Origin of the sequence: Streptomyces melanogenes, assembly GCF_014649795.1 — a bacterium.
GTDB classification, from domain to species: domain Bacteria; phylum Actinomycetota; class Actinomycetes; order Streptomycetales; family Streptomycetaceae; genus Streptomyces; species Streptomyces noboritoensis.
Map to the genome: position 1 here is coordinate 322,354 of NZ_BMTS01000010.1, position 18,675 is coordinate 341,028.

Consider the following 18,675-nt stretch of genomic DNA (forward strand, 5'->3'; position numbering starts at 1 on the left):
GACAGGGTGTCTACCGTCGCCCGCGCGGCGCCGTCCGTCCACGACCGGGAGCAGCAGCATGGCCGAAGAGGTCTCCTTCACGATCGGCTCCCCCCGGGGCAGCCGCACCGTCACCGTCTCCTACCGGCGGGCCGGTTCCGGCGATCCGCTGCTCCTGCTGCACGGCATCGGCCACCACCGCCAGGCGTGGGACCCGGTGTTCGATCTCCTGGCCGCCGAGCGCGACGTCATCGCCGTGGACCTGCCCGGCTTCGGCGAGTCCCCGGCGCTGCCCGAGGGCGTCTCGTACGACCTGCGGTCGGTCGTGCCGACGCTGGGCGCGCTCTGCGAGGAGCTGGGCGTCGAGCGGCCGCATGTGGCGGGCAACTCGCTCGGCGGGCTGCTGGCCCTGGAGCTGGGGCGCGAGAAGCTCGTGCGGTCGGTGACGGCCCTCTCCCCCGCCGGGTTCTGGACCCAGGCCGAGCGCCGCTACGCCTTCGCCACGCTGACCGCGATGCGGCGGGGGGCGAAGCTGCTGCCGCTGCCGGTCATCGAGCGGTTGTCCCGCAGCGCGGCCGGGCGCGCGGCGCTCACGAGCACCATCTACGCGCGCCCCGGGCGCCGTTCACCCGAGGCCGTCGTCGCCGAGACGCTCGCGCTGCGCCAGGCCACCGGCTTCGACGAGACCCTGACCGCCGGGGTGCAGGTCCGGTTCACCGACGACGTGCCCGGCATCCCGGTCACCGTCGCCTGGGGCGCCAAGGACCGGCTGCTGCTGCGCCGCCAGGGGGTCCGCGCCAAGCACACCCTCCCCGGCGCCCGGCTGGTGCGGCTGCCCGGCTGCGGCCACGTCCCGATGAACGACGACCCGGCCCTGGTCGCGCGCGTCATCCTCGACACCAGCCGCTGATCCGGCGCGCTTCGGGCGCCGGATCAGCACCCCCGCGCCCAGCGCGACCCCGGCGCCGACCAGCGCACTGCCCACGGCCTGCGCCGTGCCGTACGCTCCCGCACCGACCAGCGGGGCCGTGAGCGCCGCCGACACCGGGATGAGGCCGGAGAAGAGCGTCGCCCGTTCGGCGCCGATCCGCTGCACGCCCATGTACCAGCAGACGAATCCGACGACGGTGACGACGGCTGCCTGCCAGACCAGGGCCGCCGTCTCGGCGGCGTCGGGCAGCCGCAGCGCCGCCCGGCCGTCCAGTACGAGCGCGAGCGCGGCGGACTCGACGGCCGCGACCCCGCACACGGCCGCCGACAGCAGCTTCGGGCCGAGCGGGCGCAGCACCGGAACCGCCAGCACCGCGAACCCCACCTCGCCCACCAGCGCGCCCGCCGACCAGGCGATGCCCACCGCGTCGGTACGGCCCCACCCCTGCACGGTGAAGGCTCCGGCCGCCACCAGGAGCGCCCCGTAGAGCACCGGCCGGGTGGGCCGCCGCCCGTCCAGCAGCGGCACGAGGACCGCCACCACGACCGGCGCGCACCCGACGAAGACACCGGGGACGGCGGGCTCCGCCGTGCGCTCGGCGGCCAGCACCGCCATGTTGAAGCCCACCATCCCGACGGCGGAGAGCAGTGCGAGCCGGCCCCACCGAGCCCCGCCGAGGCCGCGCAGCGGCGCGGTGCCGCCTCGGCCGAGCAGCGGGAGCAGCAGCAGACAGGCGAGGCCGTAGCGAAGGGCCTGGCCGCCCGCGTGCGGATAGTCGCCGAGGACGCTGTTGGCGGTGAAGGAGCCGCCGACGAGGAAGCAGGCGAGGGCGGCGAGCGCCGCGCCCCGCAGCTGTGACACGTTCATGAGCCCGACGCTAGGCAGCGCGGTGGTCTTGTTTAAGGTCCACTTCCATGACACCATCGGGGACCACTTCGCCCTCCGCGCCACAGGGCGGCGACGCGCCGCCGTCCTGGAACGCGGCCTGGGAACTGCTGCTTCCGGCCGCCGCCGCACCGGCCCGGCAGCGGGGCAGGATGCTCCAGTCGGCGTTCCGCGAGGCCGTGCGGTCGGGGCGGCTCGCGGCCGGGACGCGACTGCCGTCGAGCCGTGAGCTCGCCGCCGACCTCGGGGTTTCGCGCGGCCTCGTCACCGAGGCGTACGAGCAGCTCACCGCCGAGGGGTATCTGCGCAGCGACCGGGGATCGGGCACCTGGGTGGGCGGGGCGGCGCGCGCCGCCGACGCGCCACGCGCGCGTGATCTGGCTCCGCGCGAGGCGGGCGCCCTCGTCGACTTCCTGCCCGGCACCCCGGACCTGTCGCTCTTCCCCCGTGCCGCCTGGGCCGCCGCGCACAAGGGCGTCCTGGAGCGGTTGCCGCACCGGTCGCTGGGCTATCCCGATCCGCGCGGGCTGCCCGAGCTGCGGACCGCGCTGGCCGCGCTGCTCGCCCGGCGGCGCGGCGTGGTCGCCGACCCCGAGCGGATCGTGGTGTGCTCCGGGGTGGCCCAGGCAACGACGCTGCTCGGCTTCGCGCTCGGGGAGCGGGGCGAGCGGACCGTGGGCGTCGAGGACCCCGGCAGCCCCGAGCACACCGCGCTGTTCGCGGCCACCGGCGTACGGACCCGGCTGCTGCCGCTCGACGAGGAGGGGTTGGCGACGGGCCCGCTGTACGCGAGCGGGGTACGAGTCGCGGTAACGACTCCGGCGCACCAGTTCCCGTCCGGAATCGCCTACTCGGCGCGCCGGCGGGCCGAACTCCTGGACTGGGCGCGGGCGGTGGACGGCCTCGTCGTCGAAGACGACTACGACGGCGACTTCCGCTACGACAGGGCTCCGGTCGGGGCGCTCCAGGGACTGGACCCGGAACACGTCGCGTACACCGGGTCGGTCAGCAAGTCGCTCGCCCCCGGGCTGCGGCTCGGCTGGCTGCTCGCGCCGGAGCGGCTGACCGGATCGATCGTCACCCGCAAGCGCACCATGGACCTCGGCAACCCCGCCCTCGACCAGGCGCTGCTCGCGGACTTCGTCACCAGCGGCGCGTACGACCGTCAGCTGCGCCGGTGCCAACGCGCCTACCGGGAGCGGCGGGACGCGCTGGTCGGCGCGTTGCGCGAGCACTTCCCTGGCGCCGAGGTGAGCGGCATCGCGGCCGGACTGCACATCATCGCCCGGCTGCCCGCGCGGTACGGCCCGGAGCCCCGTCTGCTCGAACGCGCCGCCCACGCGCGCGTGGCCGTGCGCCCACTCTCGTACTACAGCTCACGCGGGACCGAAAGAGAAGCGGGAGCGAGCGACGGCGTGGCGCTGGTGATGGGGTACGCCCATCTGACCCCGTCCGACATCGCGCGCGGGGTGCGGCTCCTCGCCGGGGCCGTACCCGCACGTGACGCCTAGGAGTTCGACCAGCCCCGTATGCACAGGACCAACCGGTACCCGTCCGGGTCCTCGATCGTCACGCCCCACTCGTTCCAGTAAGGGTTCGGCGACTGCACCCGCTTGCCGCCGTGGGCCTCCAGGCGGGCCACCAGGTCCTGCGGAAGCTCCTCGTCCACGTAGATGACCAGCAGGTCCTCCTCGGTCGGCCGAGGCTCTACGGGCGCGGCCGGCTCGTGGACCAGCTCCAGGTGCCAGTCGGCGTCCGGCCAGCCGACCATCAGCAGCCCTTGCTCGCCGGGGGCGGCGCTCGCCGCGTCGAGCCGCCACACGACGTCGAGGCCCAGGCCCTCGACCCAGAAGCGCTCCGCCGCCGCCAGATCGCGCGACGGACGGGCGATGCGGATGTGAGAACGGCCTCCGACCGGCATGGGAACTCCCTGTGCTTTCGCTGTTGCTGTCGTCCGGGGCCGCCTCGGCGGCGGCCCGTACCGGCAACGTACTCAACGAAGATCACCCGGTCGATGGTTCCTTGGTCCCCGGCCGATTGCCCTAGTCCGAACGGCCCGGTCCCACGGCCCTCGGTCCGTCGGCCGGGGGCCAACATCCGGTTGTTCACCTGGGGTTCGCGCCCGCGCCGCAGCCGGGCAGTAGGCATGGCACGGATCCGCACGCGCCGGACCACCCGTCCCACCCCACCACGCCGTCCCTGGAGGCGCCCCGATGCCGTACCGCCCTCGGATCCCCTCGCCCAACCGCCGTACCGTACTGAAGGGTTCGCTCGCCGTGTCGGCGGGGCTCGCCCTGCCCGCCGGGCTCGCCACGGCCGCGCCCGCGCTGGCGCTCTCCGGGCGGCCGAGCGCCGACTGGGGTGTGCAGGCCGGTGACATCACGGCGTCGTCGGGTCTCGTCTGGGCCCGGTCCGACCGACCCGCCCGGATGGTCGTGGAGACCTCCGCCACCGAATCGTTCCGCCGCGCCCGCAGATGGCAGGGCCCGCTGCTCGGTCCGGGCACCGACTTCACCGGTACGACGCAGCTGCGCGGCCTGCCCGCCGGGGAGCAGATCCACTACCGGGTCACGCTCGCCGACCCCGAGGACCCGCGCCGTACCGGCAAGCCGGTGTACGGCACGTTCCGCACGGCGCCCGCCTCGCGCCACCAGGACGTGCGCTTCCTGTGGTCCGGCGACATCGCCGGGCAGGGCTGGGGCATCAACCCGGACATCGGCGGCTTCCGCGTCTACGACGAGATGCGGCGGCTCAACCCGGACTTCTTCCTGTCCAGCGGGGACAACATCTACGCGGACGGGGTGATCCTGCCCAGCGTGACGCTGCCCGACGGCCGGGTCTGGCGGAACATCACGACCGAGGAGAAGTCCAAGGTCGCCGAGACCCTGGCCGAGTACCGGGGCAACTTCCGCTACAACCTGCTGGACGAGAACGTACGGCGGTTCAACGCGCAGGTGCCCTCCATCGTCCAGTGGGACGATCATGAGGTACGGAACAACTGGTACCCCGGGCAGATCCTGGACGACGCCCGGTACACCGAGAAGAACATCGACGTGCTGGCCGCCCGTTCGCTGCGGGCCTTCAGCGAGTACTTCCCCGTCTCCACGCTGCGGCCGGGCAGCCGGGAGGGGCGCGTGCACCGGGTGGTGCGGCACGGTCCGCTGCTCGACGTGTTCGTGCTCGACATGCGGACGTACCGCGACGCCAACTCCCCCGGGCGCCAGGCCGACGACACCGTGGGCATCCTCGGCGCGGAGCAGCTGGAGTGGCTGAAGCGGGAACTCGCGCGCTCCCGGGCGGTGTGGAAGGTGATCGCCGCCGACATGCCGCTCGGACTCGTCGTCACCGACGGCCCGGCGAACTTCGAGGCCGTGGCGCAGGGCGACCCGGGCGCGCCGCTCGGGCGCGAGCTCCAGATCGCCGAGCTGCTGCGGTTCATCAAGCACCGCAAGATCACCGGCACGCTGTGGCTGACGGCGGATGTGCACTACACGGCGGCCCAGCACTACGAGCCGTCGCGGGCCGCGTTCAAGGACTTCGCGCCGTTCTGGGAGTTCGTGTCGGGACCGCTCGCCGCGGGCGGGTTCCCGGCGAACAAGCTCGACGCGACCTTCGGCCCCGACCAGGTCTTCGTCCACGCGCCCGCGCAGGCCAACGCCTCCCCGATGGAGACCCCGCCGAACTTCGGCGAGATCGAGATCGACGGCGCCAGCGGCGAACTGACGGTGCGACTGCGCGCCCAGGGCGGTTCGGTACTCTTCACCAAGGTGCTGAGGCCGGGTCTGGTGGGCCAGTAGCGACGTACGGCAGTGATGGCGCGCAGTGATGGCAGGGGTCGGAAACGACGTACGGACTGCGGCACCGAGCCGGTCATTGTGCGCCACAAGCCGTAAGAAACGGCCAGAAAAGCACCAGAATCACACTTAACCCATCAGTCACAAAGCGTTCGTGATCACGCAACACCGCTCGGCCACAGTGAGGGCATGACTGAGCTGCCTGAGTTGACTGCCCGCAAGAGCGCCCGCCGCCACCACTGGCGGCGGGACATGATCGAGCTGGCCGCGCTGTTCACCGCCGTGGCGGTGGCCGACGGGCTGGCGAACACGGTCGCACACGGCCCGGACGGACCGTTCCTGCTGGTCGCCTCGGCGGTCGCCCTGGTGGCCACGGCGGCGTTCCACACCTGGTGGGCGCACCGCCACAGCCACGCGCCCCCGGCGGACACACCGGCGGATACGGACGCGGTGCCCGCGACAGCCGGCGCCGCGTCCACCGACGGATCCACCGCACCCGAGACGGCGCCCCGCGAGACCTCGCTGTGGCGGATGCGGGCCACCGTGCGGGACGAGCCGGGCAGTCTGGCCGCCCTGTGCACCGCGCTCGCCCACAGCCGGGTCGACATCCTCACCCTCCAGACGCACCCGCTGGCCGACGGCACGGTCGACGAGTTCCTGCTGCGGGCCCCCGCCGAGCTGGCGGGCACCCGGCTCACCCAGGAGATCGCGGCGGCGGGCGGCGGCGACATCTGGCTGGAGCGCGCGGACGCGCACGACCTGGTGGACGCGCCCACCCGGGTGCTCGGGCTCGCCACCCGGACCGCGCTGGACGCGGCCGAACTTCCGCTCGCGCTGCGGCAACTGCTGGGCCGGTGCACGATCCACTCGCTGCCCGCCGTGTCCCTTTCGGGCCGCCCGACCGGTGAGACGGCGCCGGTCGAGGGCGTCCTGGAATCGACCACCATGCGGCTGCGCGACCCGAACGGCGGGGCCATCACCATCGAGCGGCCCTACCTCCCCTTCACCCCGACCGAGTTCGCGCGGGCGCGCGCACTGGTCGAGCTGGACGCGCGGCTCGGCCCGCGCATCCCGCGCAGCCAGGACGTCCTCACCCTGCCCGAGGGCAACGAGATCACCGTCCGCCGGGCCGGTCAGGACGACGTCGAGGCCGCCAAGGCCATGCACGAGCGCTGCTCCGACCGCACGCTGAGCCTGCGCTACCACGGCCCCGTCGGCGACGCCGACCGCTACCTCAACCACCTGCTCAGCCCCCGCTACGGGCGCACCATCGCCGCCCAGACCGCCTCGGGGCGGCTCGTCGCCCTCGGCCATCTGCTGTGGGACGGCGACGAGACCGAGGTGGCGCTGCTCGTCGAGGACGACTGGCAGCGCCGGGGCATCGGCTCCGAGCTCCTGGAGCGCCTGGTGGCGCTGGCGGTCGAGGCGGGCTGCGAGAGCGTGTACGCGGTCACGCAGTCCTCCAACACCGGGATGGTGGCGGCGATGCGCGGCCTCGGCCTGCCGCTGGACTACCAGATCGAGGAGGGCACGCTGGTGGTCACCGCCCGGCTGCCGAAGTCTCGGGTACCGGCGCGTCCGTCGTTCGAGCAGCAGGCCTCGTTCGGGCAGACGCCGTTCGAGCAGGCGTCGCGGGCGGAGCGCTGAGCGCCCGGCTCAGATCGCTCCACAGGTCCTCGACGTCCTCCAGGCCGACCGAGAGCCGCAGCAGGCGGTCGCTCACCCCGGCGGAGCGCCGGTCCCCCTCGGCCACGATGCGGTGGCTGATGGAGGCGGGGTGCTGGATGAGGGTGTCGACGCTGCCGAGGCTGACGGCCGGGGTGATGAGCCGGACGCCCGCGATGACGCGGTGCGGGTCGCCGTCCACCTCGAAGGAGACCATCGCCCCGCCCACCTTCGGGTAGTGGACGCGGGTCACCCGGGGGTCGGCGGCCAGTCTGCGGGCCAGCTCGGCGGCGCTCCCCGCGGCCGCCCGCATCCGTACCGGAAGCGTCGACAGGCCCCGCAGCAGCAGATAGCCCGCGAGCGGGTGCAGGACGCCGCCGGTGGCGAACCGCACCTGGCGCAGCTGCCGGGCGAACGCGTCGTCGCAGGCGACGACTCCGCCCATGACGTCGCCGTGGCCGCCCAGGTACTTGGTGGCGCTGTGCAGCACGATCCGCGCGCCCTGTTCGAGCGGCCGCTGGAGCACGGGCGTGGCGAAGGTGTTGTCGACCAGCAGCGGCACCGAGCCGCAGGCGTGGGCGACGGCCCGGATGTCGACCTCGGCGAGGGTCGGGTTGGCCGGGGTCTCCACGATCACCAGGCCGGTGTCGGGCCGCAGGGCGTCGGCGATGCCCGCCGGGTCCACCCAGGTCACCTCCGTACCGAGGAGTCCGGCGTCCAGGAGGTGGTCGCTGCAGCCGTACAGCGGCCGGACCGCGACCACGTGCCGCAGGCCCGCCGAGGCCCGGGCGAGCAGCACCGCGGTCAGGGCGGCCATGCCGCTGGCGAACGCGACGGCGCCGGCGGCCCCTTCCAGCCGTGCGAGGGCTGTCTCGAAACGGCCCACGGTCGGGTTGTCCAGACGCGCGTAGACCGGAGGTCCGTCGGGCAGCAGGCCGGTGGCCGCGAAGGCGTCGATCCGGGCGGCCTCGGCCGCGCTGTCGTACGAGGGGTAGGTCGTCGAGAGGTCGATCGGCGGGGCGTGCAGGCCGAGTCCCGCGAGGTCGTCGCGGCCGGCGTGGACGGCTTCGGTGGCCAGGGCACGGGGTGCGGCCTGGGCGCGGTCCTGCGTGTCGGTGTCCATGGCGGCACTGTGATGAGCTGACCGGAAATGAGCGGCGAGGTCCGTGCTACGTTCGGCCAATGGCCGATTCTGTCGCACTGGACCCGGTGGATCTGGACATTCTGCGCCTCCTGCAGAACGACGCCCGGACCACCTACCGTGACCTGGCCGCGCAGGTGGGCGTGGCGCCCTCCACCTGCCTGGACCGGGTGACCAGGCTGCGCCGCTCCGGAGTCATCCTGGGCCACCAGCTCCGACTCGACCCGGCCAGAATGGGCCGTGGCCTGGAGGCACTCCTCTCCGTACAGGTGCGACCACATCGGCGTGAACTGATCGGTCCGTTCGTCGAGCGGATCCGGGCGCTGCCGGAGTCCCGTGCCCTGTTCCACCTCACCGGGCCCGACGACTACCTGGTCCACGTGGCCGTGACCGGCACGGCCGACCTCCAGCGGCTGGTCATCGACGAGTTCACCTCGCGGCGCGAAGTCGCCCGGGTGGAGACGCGGTTGATCTTCCAGCAGTGGGAGTGCGGCCCTCTGCTGCCACCCTCGTCGACACCGGGACCACCTTCCGCTTCGTCCCCTCTCTCCCCTTCCGCCTCTGGTGGCTGAAGGTCGCCTGTTGGTGACGCGGAGCCTCCGCGCGTACGAGTATGTGGTCCATGCCAGACACTTCCAGCAGCGTGCTGCCCCGCCAGGTCGCCGACGCCCATGTCGACGCACTCATCGAACTCGACCCCATCACCGGTACCTATCTGGGCGTGCGCAGAAGCGCCCGGCTGCTTCCGGACTTCACACCCGCCGGGCAGGCGGCCGTGGCCGATCTGGCCCGCGCGACGCTGGCGCGGCTCGACGAGGCGGAGCGGCTGCCGGGCGCGGACAGCGACTCCGAGCGGCGCTGCGCCAGACTGCTGCGGGAGCGCCTGACGTCCGAACTCGCCGTCCACGAGGCGCAGGAGGGCCTGCGCTGCATCAGCAATCTGCGCTCGCCCGTCCACTCGGTGCGCCAGGTGTTCACCATGATGCCGGTCGCCGACGAGGCGGACTGGGCGGACGTGGCGGCCCGGCTCACCGCCGTCCCGGCGGCCCTGGACGGCTACCGCGCCTCGCTGCGCCTTGGGCTCGACCGGAAGCTGTTCGCGGGGCCGCGCGCCACGGCCACCTTCATCGGCCAGCTCACCGAGTGGATCGGCACGGACCGCAACTGGTTCGAGGAGTTCGTCGCGCCGGGCCCCGAGGCCCTGCGCCCCGAACTGGACGCGGCCGCACGCGTGGCGGGCGACGCGCTGGTGGCCCTGCGCGACTGGCTGCGCGAGGTGTACGCGCCCGCGATCGCCGGGGCGCCCGACACGGTGGGCCGCGAGCGGTACGCCCGCTGGGTGCGCTACTTCAACGGGACGACCCTGGACCTCGACGAGGCGTACGCGTACGGCTGGTCCGAGTACCACCGCATCCTCGGCGAGATGAAGGCCGAGGCCGACAAGATCCTGCCGGGCGCGGGCCCTTGGGAGGCGCTGGCCCACCTCGACGAGCACGGCGTCCACATCGAGGGCGTGGACGAGGTCCGCGAGTGGCTCCAGGCCCTGATGGACGAGGCGATCGAGGCCCTGGACGGCACGCACTTCGAACTCGCCGAGCGGGTACGGAAGGTGGAGTCGCACATCGCGCCGCCCGGCAGCGCCGCCGCGCCCTACTACACGGGCCCCTCGGAGGACTTCTCGCGCCCGGGCCGCACCTGGCTGCCGACCATGGGCGAGACCCGGTTCCCGGTGTACGACCTGGTCTCGACCTGGTACCACGAGGGCGTTCCGGGCCACCATCTGCAGATCGCGCAGTGGCGGCACGTGGCGGACCAACTCTCGCGCTACCAGGCGACCATCGGCACGGTGAGCGCCAACGCCGAGGGCTGGGCGCTCTACGCCGAGCGGCTCATGGACGAGCTGGGCTTCCTGCCCGACCCGGAGCGGCGGCTGGGGTACCTGGACGCGCAGATGATGCGGGCCTGCCGGGTCATCGTCGACATCGGCATGCACCTGGAGCTGGAGATTCCGGACCACTCGCCGTTCCGTCCCGGCGAGCGGTGGACGCCGGAGCTGGCGCAGGAGTTCTTCGGCGGCCACAGCGGGCGTCCGGCGGACTTCGTGGAGAGCGAGCTCACCCGGTATCTGTCGGTGCCCGCCCAGGCGATCGGCTACAAGCTGGGCGAGCGGGCCTGGCTGATGGGCCGGGAGAACGCGAAGAAGCACCACGGCGACGCGTTCGACGCCCGGGCCTGGCACATGGCGGCCCTTTCGCAGGGGCCGCTGGGCCTGGACGACCTGGTGGACGAGCTGTCCAAGCTCTGACGCGGCGGGTGGCAGTTCCTCACCTGCGGGTGGCGGGTGGCGGGTTCCGGCCCGCCACCCACCGCCCGCCACCGGCCCGGCCGGTCAGCAGCCGCAGTTCTCCGCGCCCACGGGCGCGGTCAGCGGGTCGGCCTCGCGCTTCTCGCGGCCCTCCCAGGTCTCGAACTCGAAGCCCTCGCGCACCCAGTACTCGAAGCCGCCGAGCATCTCCTTGACCTGGTAGCCGAGTTCGGCCAGCGCCAGGGCGGCGCGGGTGGCGCCATTGCAGCCGGGGCCCCAGCAGTAGGTGACGACCGGCACGGACTTGTCGAGCAGTTGCTCGGCCTGCTCGGCGATCAGCGCGGTGGGCAGGTGGACGGCGCCGGGCACGTGGCCCTGGTCCCAGGACTCCGTGGAGCGCGAGTCCAGTACGACGAAGCCCGGCTCGCCGCCTCCGGCCAGCACGGACGCCACGTCGGAGACGTCGGCGTGGAAGACCAGGCTGGCGCGGAAGTAGGCGGCGGCGTCGGCGGGCGCGGCCGGGGCGACGCGGAGAACGGGGTTGGCGGCGGTGGCGAGCTGCGTTGTTGTCATGGCCGAAAATCTACGGCCCTTGATCATCGGCCGGAAGATGCGATCCCCGGAACATCTCTTGATTCGCCGGGGATTTCACTGTTGTCTGGCAGCCATGACCGAGTATTCCCCGGACGCCACCGACTGGCGCATCCTGGACGCCCTCCAGCAGGACGGCCGGGCCACCTTCGCGGAGCTGGCCCGCGCCGTCGCCATGTCCCCGAGCGCCGTGACGGAGCGGGTGCGGCGCCTCGAAGAGGCGGGGGTGATCTCGGGCTACACGGCGGTCGTCGACCAGGAGCGGCTCGGCCGGGGCATCCTCGCCTTCGTCCGGCTGCGGTACCCGAACGGCAACTACAAGCCGTTCCACGATCTGCTCGATGCGACCGCGGAGATCATGGAGGCGCACCACGTCACGGGCGACGACTGCTTCGTGATCAAGGTGGGGGCGCGGTCGATGAGCCACCTGGAGGAGATCTCCGGGAAGATCGGCGCCCTGGGGTCGGTGACGACCAGCGTCGTCTACTCCTCGCCGCTGCCCCGCCGGGCGATCGGCCGCTGAGCGCCGGCCGGGGTGCTCACTCCCCGGCGTCCGCCCGGTGCCGCACCTGCGACCCGTTCCGCTCCTTGACGATCTCCAGCTGGACGGGGATGCGGCGGCGCAGGTCCCCGACGTGGCTGACGATGCCGACGCTGCGGTCGCGCTCGCGCAGCGAGTCCAGTACGTCCAGGACCTCGTCCAGGACCTGGTCGTCGAGGCTGCCGAAGCCCTCGTCGATGAAGAGCGTGTCCAGCCGGACGCCCCCCGCCTCGTCGGTGACCACGTCAGCCAGGCCCAGCGCCAGCGCGAGCGACGCGAAGAACGTCTCGCCGCCCGACAGCGTGGCGGTGTCCCGCTCCCGGCCCGTCCAGGCGTCGACCACGTGCAGCCCGAGGCCGGAGCGGCCGCGGCCGCCCCGGGCGTCGGAGTGCACCAGGGTGTAGCGCCCGCCGGACATCCGGCCCAGCCGGGCCGTCGCGGCGGCCGCCACCTGCTCCAGGCGCGCGGCCAGTACGTACGACTCCAAGCGCATCTTGCGTTCGTTGTCGGCGGAGGTGCCCGCGGTGAGCCCGGCTAGGCGGGCCACCCGGTCGTACTCCTCGCGCAGCGGCCCGATCCTTCGGGTCTCCGCGGTGGCCTCGCGGCCCAGCCGGGCGAGCTCGGCGCAGCGGGCGCGCGCGGCGGAGAGCACCGAGGCGGCCTCGCGCAGCGCGCGGTCCACGCGCGCGTGGACGGCCTCGGCCTCCTCGGTGCGCGCGGCCGGGCGCTCGGCCGCCGCGACCGTGGCGGGCTCGGCGAGCCGGTCGGCGACGGCCGCCTCCTCGCGCTGCCACTCGTCGAGCCGGTGCTGGAGCTCTCGCTGCTGGCGGTCGTCGAGGAACGCCTCGGCCGCCGCCCGCGGGGTGTCGAAACCGGCTCGGAAGGCCGCCTCGGAGAGCCGTCCGTCGGCGTCCTTGAGCCGCTGGGCGGTCGCCTCGACCTCGCGGACCGCCTCGGCGGCCCCGGCGAGCAGCCCGGCCCGGTGCTCCAGGAGCGCCGCCTGTTCGGCGACGCTGCGGGCCTCGCCCCGGGCCTGCGCCAACTCCCGCTCCAGGGCGGCCTGTTCCCGGTCGATCTCCTCGCGCCGGGCGTTGCGGGCCGAGACGCGGTTCTCGGCCTCCCGCTGCTCCGAGACCCGGCGCGCGTGCTCGCGCTCGGCACTGCCGAACGCCTCCTGCGCGGCGTGCAGAGAGGCGGCGAGCGCCCGGACCTCGCCGTACTCGCGCTCCAGCTCACCGACCTGGGCGGCGAGCTCCGCCACGGTCTCGGCGCCCGCCTCCGCGCGCGTGGCCGCGAACTGCTCGCGTACGGAGGCGAGGGCGCGCTCGGCGTCGGAGCGGTCCGCCTCGACGCGCCGGTACGCCTCGTGGGCGGCGTCCTCGGTCGCGCGGTCCACCTGGCCGTCCGCCGCCCGCGCGGGCGCGGGGTGCTCGGCGGAGCCGCAGACCGCGCAGGCCTCGCCATCACGCAGCCCGGCGGCCAGCTCGGCCGCGATGCCGCGCAGCCGCTCCTCGCGCAGGGCGAGCCAGTGCTCATGGGCCTGGTTGGCCCTCTCCCGCGCGGAGCCCTGCCGTTCCTCGGCGGCGTCCAGCCGCGCCTGGAGGGCATCGCGCTCGCGAGCGGCCGCGAGCCTGCGCCGGGCCGGGTCGAGCCGCCCCACCAGCTGCTCCGCGCGCGTGGCCGCGAGGTGGGCCGCCTCGATCCGCTCCTGGTGGCGCAGTCGGTCGGCGTCCCAGGAGGCGAGCCATCCGGTCGCGTCCAGGAGCAGCTGCTCGTCGGCCCTGGCCTCGCGGTCCAGGGCGGCACGCTCGGCGGTGATCTCGGCGCTGCGGGCCTCGGCCCTGCGGGCGGCGTCGAGCGCGCCGAGCTCCTGGCGCATCTGCCGCTCCAATGCCGCGAGTTGCTCCGCCCCGGCCTCAGCGAGGTCCGGGGGCAGTTGCGCGGCGGTGCGCTCGCGCACAGCGGTGGCCGTGCGGTGCTCGCGCTCGGTCTCCGCGCGCAGGGCGAGGGCGGGGGCGACGAGGTCGGCCTTGCGGGCCCGGTCGAGCCGGTCCCGTACGGCCGCGCGGCGGGGCTCGGCGGCGGCCAGCTCGTCGGCGCGGCGGCGGGCGTCCGCGTACCGGCGCTGCAGCTCGGCGAGGCGGCGCTCGTCGTCGAGCGCGATACGGGCGGCGGCCTGCCGGCTCTCGGCGGCGCTGACCGCGCACTCGGCGACGGTGAAGCGCTCGCGGGCCCCCACGCGCGCGACGGCGGCCCACTCCAGGACGGCCTCGGCCAGGCCGGGCTCCCCGGGGCGGTGGTCGGGCAGCGGCCAGTCGCGCGCGTCCGCGCCGTCCCCGGCGGCCTGCGCCATCCGCTGGGCGAGCGCGAGCAGCCGCTCGTCACCGGCCCTGACCTGCTGTTCGGCGGCGCGGCGCAGCTCGGCGAGCCGCTCCTCGACGGCGGCGAAGCGGCCGGTGTCGAAGAGCCGCCCGAGCAGCTTGCCGCGCGCCTCGGCGTCGGAGCGCAGGAACTTGGCGAAGTCGCCCTGCGGCAGCAGGACGACCTGGCAGAACTGCTCACGGCTCATGCCGACGAGCTGCCCGATCTCCTCCCCCACCTCCTGGTGGGAGCGGCTGAGCGCCTCCCAGGCGCCCTCGCGCGCGTCGTACTCGCGCAGCCAGGTCTGCGCCTTCTCGGCGGTGAAGCCGGTGCCGCGCTTCTTCGGCCGGTTCTGCTGGGGCCGCCGGGTGATCTCCAACCGCCGTCCGCCGACGGTCAGGTCGAGCAGCACCTCGGTGACGGTGTCGGGCGCGGCGTGGTCGCTGCGCAGGGTGGCGCCGGGGCTCTGGCGGGCGCCGGGCACCGCCCCGTACAGCGCGTAGCAAACAGCGTCGAGGACGGAGGTCTTGCCCGCGCCGGTGGCTCCGTGGAGCAGGAAGAGCCCGGCGGCCGAGAGCGCGTCGAAGTCGACTTCCTCGGTGCCGCCGAAGGGGCCGAAGGCGGTGACGCGCAGCCGGTGCAGCCTCATCGGGCACCCTCCCGCGCGGCCGCGGCCTCGCGCGCGTGGTCCTGGGTGAGCGCCGACTCCACCCGTACGTCGTCGAAGGCGCCGCGCAGCACCGTCCGCTCCCGCTCGTCCGGGCCGCTGCCGCCGCGCACATGGGCCACGAAGTCCTCCGCGATCTGCTGGTCGGTGCGGCCCTGGAGGCGGCGCGCGTACGAGGCGAGCGGGTCCTCGGGGGCGCGGTCCGGCTCGAAGACGAGGCTCAGCGTGTGCGGGAAGCGGACGGCGACGCGGGCCATCGCGTCGTCGGGGCGGAACGGGTCGGTGAGCGTCGCCTCCACCCACGCGTCCTCGTGGGGCTCAAGGGCGGGGTCTTCGAGCAGGTCGTCGAGGCGGCCCCGGATGCGGGCGAGGGGGCGCGGGACCGGGCAGTCGATCCGCTCGGCGGCGACGGCACCGTCGGCGGCCAGGTCGACGAGCCACATCGACTTGCGGTGGGTGGTCTCGGAGAACGAGTACGCCAGCGGGGAGCCCGAGTAGCGCACGCGGTCGGTGAGGGTCTGGCTGCCGTGCAGATGGCCGAGCGCCACATAGTCGACGCCGTCGAAGACTCCCGAGGGCACGGCGGCGACCCCGCCGACCGTGATGTCCCGCTCGCTGTCGCTCGGCTCGCCGCCCGCCACGAAGGCGTGCGCGAGGACGACGGACCGGGTGCCTCGCGCGCGTGCCGCGAGATCCGCCCGGACGCGCTCCATGGCCGCGCCGAGGACCTGTTCGTGCCCGGCCTTGTCGGTCTTGAACTCGTCGCGGACCAGGGCCGGTTCGAGGTAGGGCAGCCCGTAGAAGGCCACCTCCCCGTGGGCGTCGGACAGCAGCACCGGCGTGCCGCACCCGGCCGGATCGGTGCGCAGGTGGATGCCCGCCCGCTCGATGAGGCCCGCGCCGACGCCGAGCCGCCGCGCGGAGTCGTGGTTCCCGGAGATCATGACCGTCGGCACGCCCTCCTCGGCGAGCCGGTGGATGGCGCGGTCGAAGAGCTCCACGGCCGCGAGCGGCGGCACGGCCCGGTCGTAGACGTCCCCCGCCACCAGGACCGCGTCCACGTCGCGCTCGCGCACCGTCGCCACCAGGTGGTCGAGGAACGCTGCCTGGGCGTCGAGCAGGGCGACCCGGTGGAACGACCGTCCCAGGTGCCAGTCCGACGTGTGCAGGAATCTCATGATCCCCGAGGGTAACGGTGGGGTCGGACATCCCGGGCGGCAACTGCCTTACCGGTACGGCGCAGAGCTGTCACGCGTCCCCGTACGCCTCTCCACCGAGCTCCAGCGTCGCCGTGCCCGCGGTGACGTCCGCGAGCCAGCGCCGCAGGGTCTCCACGTCCGCTTCCGGGATGCCGATCTCGATGGTCACGGCCTCGGCGTAGCGCACCTCGCGCACCGCGCGTCCGGTGGTCCGCAGATCGTTCTCCAGCTTGCCCGCGCGCTGGTGGTCGACGGTGACGGTGGCCAGGCGGAACCGCCGGCGCACCACGGTGCCGAGCGCGTCCAGGGCCTCGCCGACGGCTCCCCCGTAGGCGCGGATGAGCCCGCCGGCGCCGAGCTTCACACCGCCGTAGTAGCGGGTGACGACGGCGACGGCGTACCGCACCTCGCGGCGGGTCAGCATCTGGAGCATCGGGACTCCGGCGGTGCCGCCCGGCTCGCCGTCGTCGCTGGCCTTCTGCACCGAGGCGTCGGCCCCGATGACGTACGCGAAGCAGTTGTGGGTCGCCGTCGGGTGCTCCCTGCGGACGCGCGCGATGAAGTCCTGCGCCTCCTGCTCGGTCGCGGCGGGCGCGAGCGCGCAGAGGAACCGCGATCGGTTGACCTCGGTCTCGTGCACACCCTCGCGGGCGATCGTCCGGTACTGCTCCTGCATACGGCCACCCTATGCGGTGCCGGGCCGGTGAACTGCTGGTCACCGGGGTGCCCCGGCCCTCGGGGCAGAGATACACGGCCCGCCCCGGGGGTACCGGGTGACCGATGTCACCCGGTTTGACACGACAGCGGGGCAAGGGCGATGCCCGAAAGTACACCCCGGCGACGACCGGATGGACCTCAGTTGAACCTTCGCCCGCCTCTCCCCCTTGATCCTCAACTCTCGCTATAGGCACCTCCCCCAGGCTGCGGGGAGGAGTCGTGCCACAGCAGAGAGTGCGCCGGTTCGTAAGGAGTAACCCGAATATGTCATCAAACCTCCCGTTATTCTCCGTCCTCCTGGGAGGCGATTACGCGGGCAAGTCATCGGCGATGTCCCGGCTCGCCGGAGGCCCCGAACCGGTCCGGGTCGTCTCGGTCGACGATCGGTTCCTCGCCGACCGGCATTCACTGATCGGCCGGCTGCGGCGCGACGTGGTCAAGGACGTCGCCGCCCCGGACGGCGCCTACTCGCCGGACTTCATGGCGAGCATGCTCCAGACCGCCGTGGTGCACCTGCGCGACCAGCTCCTCACGGCCGCGGACGCCGCCGACGGGCGGCCGCTCCTCGTCGACTCGTACTACTACAAGATCCTCGCGAAGTGCCGCCTCGCGGGCGTGCGCGAGAACCCCATGTACGACTGGTGGCGCTCGTTCCCGCAGCCGCGCCACGTCGTCTACCTCAAGGTCGCGCCGCACGAGGCCTGGCGGCGCAGTCGGCACGGGACCCGGCTCAACTCCCTGGAGCACTACGGCGAGCAGCCGAACCGGACGTCGTTCGAGCGGTACCAGACCGACCTGGAGAAGCTGATGTGGGACGAGATCCGGTACCTCCCGGTGACCGTCGTGGAGCAGCAGCACTCTCCGGAGCGGACCGCCGACGCCGTGCGGGAGGCGGTCTGCCATGACTACGTCTGAGACGCGTCAGGACGGCCCGTCCTGGTCGAATCCGGAGCGCATCGCGCGGTACCGGTCGCGGGTGTTCGCCGAGCGGGCCCGCCTGCGGGCCGCATTCGCGGACCCGGCCGGACACCAGCAGCGGGTCCTGGAGGACCTGCTCGCCTTCAACGCCGACACCGCGTACGGACGCGCCCACGGATTCGCCCGGATCCGCACGCTGGACGACTGGCGCAAAGCCGTCCCCGTCCAGGACTACAGCGGGCTCGCCCCCTGGATCGAACGGGCGGCCGCAGGCGAGGACAACGTCCTCACCGCCGACAAGCCCGCCGTCTTCTTCACCAGCAGCGGCAGCACCGGCGCCCACAAGAAGATCCCCGTCACTCCTCAGTTCATGCGCACCACGTTCTTCCCGTTCTACTACGCCGCGTGGGCGCCCCTGATCGAGCACTTCCCCGACGTCCTCGCGCGCCCGGACGCGGTGCTGAATCTGAAGCACGACCCGCTGGCCGCCCCGCCGACCACGGCCTCCGGCAAACCCCATGTGGGGGCCAGCCAGGTCGACTTCGGCGCCAAGTTCGGTGAGCCGCTCTCGGCGGAGCCCGGTACGAGCGCTCCCTGGGCCACGCTGCCGGTGCCGGTGGCGGCCGATGCGCATCTGGAGAAGATGTATCTGCGGCTGCGCCTGGCCGTCGAGAGCGATGTCCGCTGTGTCATCGGGATCAACCCGGCGATGGTCGCCGCCCTCCCCCACCAGCTGAACCTGTGGTGGGAGCGCATCGTGCAAGAAGTGCGCGACGGCACCCTCGGCGGGCACCCCTACCGCTCCCCCAACCCCGAGCGCGCCCGCGAACTCAACCGTCTCGCCGCGCACTTCGGGCGGGTCCGGCCCGCCCACGTGTGGCCGAACATGCGGGCCCTGTTCTGCTGGACCACCGGCCTGGCCTCGCTCTACCTCCCCCGCCTGCGCGAGGAGTTCGGACCGGGCGTCACCCTCCTGCCCGC

Annotated in this window: 15 protein-coding genes and 1 pseudogene; 9 read left to right on the plus strand and 7 right to left on the minus strand. The window is 73.7% G+C overall.

What is annotated here, in order from left to right; translation table 11 throughout:
• The first annotated feature begins 58 nt into the window (after positions 1-58).
• On the plus strand, positions 59-889 hold the full coding sequence (locus IE252_RS23200) for an alpha/beta fold hydrolase (protein WP_190091373.1): 831 nt from the start codon (positions 59-61) through the stop codon (positions 887-889).
• 483 nt (positions 890-1,372) lie between these two features.
• Here the strand turns inward: IE252_RS23200 and IE252_RS44525 are convergent.
• A pseudogene (locus IE252_RS44525) lies at positions 1,373-1,834 on the minus strand (EamA family transporter); the annotation flags it as partial.
• Between IE252_RS44525 and pdxR the strand changes: the two are divergent.
• Positions 1,825-3,306 carry a MocR-like pyridoxine biosynthesis transcription factor PdxR gene (gene pdxR, locus IE252_RS23210; RefSeq protein WP_190091374.1) on the plus strand — a complete coding sequence of 494 codons (1,482 nt, stop codon included), beginning with the start codon at positions 1,825-1,827 and terminating at the stop codon, positions 3,304-3,306. The pseudogene IE252_RS44525 and the gene pdxR sit on opposite strands and share 10 nt — an antisense overlap.
• Here pdxR and IE252_RS23215 read toward each other — a convergent pair.
• A complete protein-coding gene (locus tag IE252_RS23215; RefSeq protein ID WP_190091375.1) occupies positions 3,303-3,716 on the minus strand; it encodes a VOC family protein in 414 nt (137 codons plus the stop codon). The two genes, pdxR and IE252_RS23215, sit on opposite strands and share 4 nt — an antisense overlap.
• Positions 3,717-4,008: 292 nt before the next feature.
• Between IE252_RS23215 and IE252_RS23220 the strand changes: the two genes are divergently transcribed.
• Positions 4,009-5,592: an alkaline phosphatase D family protein gene (locus IE252_RS23220; protein ID WP_190091376.1), complete on the plus strand. Its 1,584-nt coding sequence runs from the start codon at positions 4,009-4,011 to the stop codon at positions 5,590-5,592.
• A gap of 186 nt (positions 5,593-5,778) precedes the next feature.
• The gene (locus IE252_RS23225) at positions 5,779-7,236 is read left to right on the plus strand and encodes a GNAT family N-acetyltransferase (protein ID WP_229848739.1); all 1,458 of its coding nucleotides are present in this window, start codon (positions 5,779-5,781) and stop codon (positions 7,234-7,236) included.
• On the opposite strand, the gene IE252_RS23230 is transcribed toward IE252_RS23225, so the two are convergent.
• Entirely contained in the window at positions 7,130-8,377 is a 1,248-nt protein-coding gene (locus tag IE252_RS23230; protein ID WP_190091377.1) for a trans-sulfuration enzyme family protein, read from the minus strand. The two genes, IE252_RS23225 and IE252_RS23230, sit on opposite strands and share 107 nt — an antisense overlap.
• A gap of 59 nt (positions 8,378-8,436) precedes the next feature.
• Between IE252_RS23230 and IE252_RS23235 the strand changes: the two genes are divergently transcribed.
• Together IE252_RS23235 and IE252_RS23240 are read left to right on the plus strand one after the other, a co-directional pair.
• Complete coding sequence (locus IE252_RS23235) at positions 8,437-8,967, plus strand: Lrp/AsnC family transcriptional regulator (protein ID WP_190091378.1); 531 nt, start codon at positions 8,437-8,439, stop codon at positions 8,965-8,967.
• Positions 8,968-9,017: 50 nt separating this feature from the next.
• On the plus strand, positions 9,018-10,700 hold the full coding sequence (locus IE252_RS23240) for a DUF885 domain-containing protein (protein ID WP_190091379.1): 1,683 nt from the start codon (positions 9,018-9,020) through the stop codon (positions 10,698-10,700).
• Between the two features lie 84 nt (positions 10,701-10,784).
• On the opposite strand, the gene IE252_RS23245 is transcribed toward IE252_RS23240, so the two are convergent.
• Positions 10,785-11,273 (minus strand): rhodanese-like domain-containing protein, encoded by a 489-nt coding sequence (locus tag IE252_RS23245; RefSeq protein WP_190091380.1) that lies wholly within the window; start codon positions 11,271-11,273, stop codon positions 10,785-10,787.
• Between the two features lie 94 nt (positions 11,274-11,367).
• Between IE252_RS23245 and IE252_RS23250 the strand changes: the two genes are divergently transcribed.
• Complete coding sequence (locus IE252_RS23250) at positions 11,368-11,814, plus strand: Lrp/AsnC family transcriptional regulator (protein ID WP_190091381.1); 447 nt, start codon at positions 11,368-11,370, stop codon at positions 11,812-11,814.
• A 16-nt stretch (positions 11,815-11,830) separates the two neighbouring features.
• On the opposite strand, the gene IE252_RS23255 is transcribed toward IE252_RS23250, so the two are convergent.
• The 3 genes from IE252_RS23255 to IE252_RS23265 all read right to left on the minus strand — a co-directional run bounded on the left by IE252_RS23255 (position 11,831) and on the right by IE252_RS23265 (position 16,735).
• Positions 11,831-14,842, minus strand: coding sequence for an AAA family ATPase (locus IE252_RS23255; RefSeq protein ID WP_190091382.1), 3,012 nt, complete (start codon positions 14,840-14,842; stop codon positions 11,831-11,833).
• Complete coding sequence (locus IE252_RS23260; protein ID WP_190091383.1) at positions 14,839-16,038, minus strand: exonuclease SbcCD subunit D; 1,200 nt, start codon at positions 16,036-16,038, stop codon at positions 14,839-14,841. Before IE252_RS23260 ends, IE252_RS23255 begins: the two co-directional genes overlap by 4 nt.
• 70 nt (positions 16,039-16,108) lie before the next feature.
• Complete coding sequence (locus IE252_RS23265; RefSeq protein ID WP_190091384.1) at positions 16,109-16,735, minus strand: YigZ family protein; 627 nt, start codon at positions 16,733-16,735, stop codon at positions 16,109-16,111.
• Between the two features lie 305 nt (positions 16,736-17,040).
• Here IE252_RS23265 and IE252_RS23270 point away from each other — a divergent pair, with 305 nt between their 5' ends.
• Together IE252_RS23270 and IE252_RS23275 are read left to right on the plus strand one after the other, a co-directional pair.
• The gene (locus IE252_RS23270; protein WP_190091385.1) at positions 17,041-17,691 is read left to right on the plus strand and encodes a hypothetical protein; all 651 of its coding nucleotides are present in this window, start codon (positions 17,041-17,043) and stop codon (positions 17,689-17,691) included.
• Positions 17,678-18,675: GH3 family acyl-acid amido synthetase (locus tag IE252_RS23275; RefSeq protein ID WP_190091430.1), on the plus strand; the 998-nt coding region annotated here is incomplete at its 3' end. The genes IE252_RS23270 and IE252_RS23275, both read left to right, overlap by 14 nt.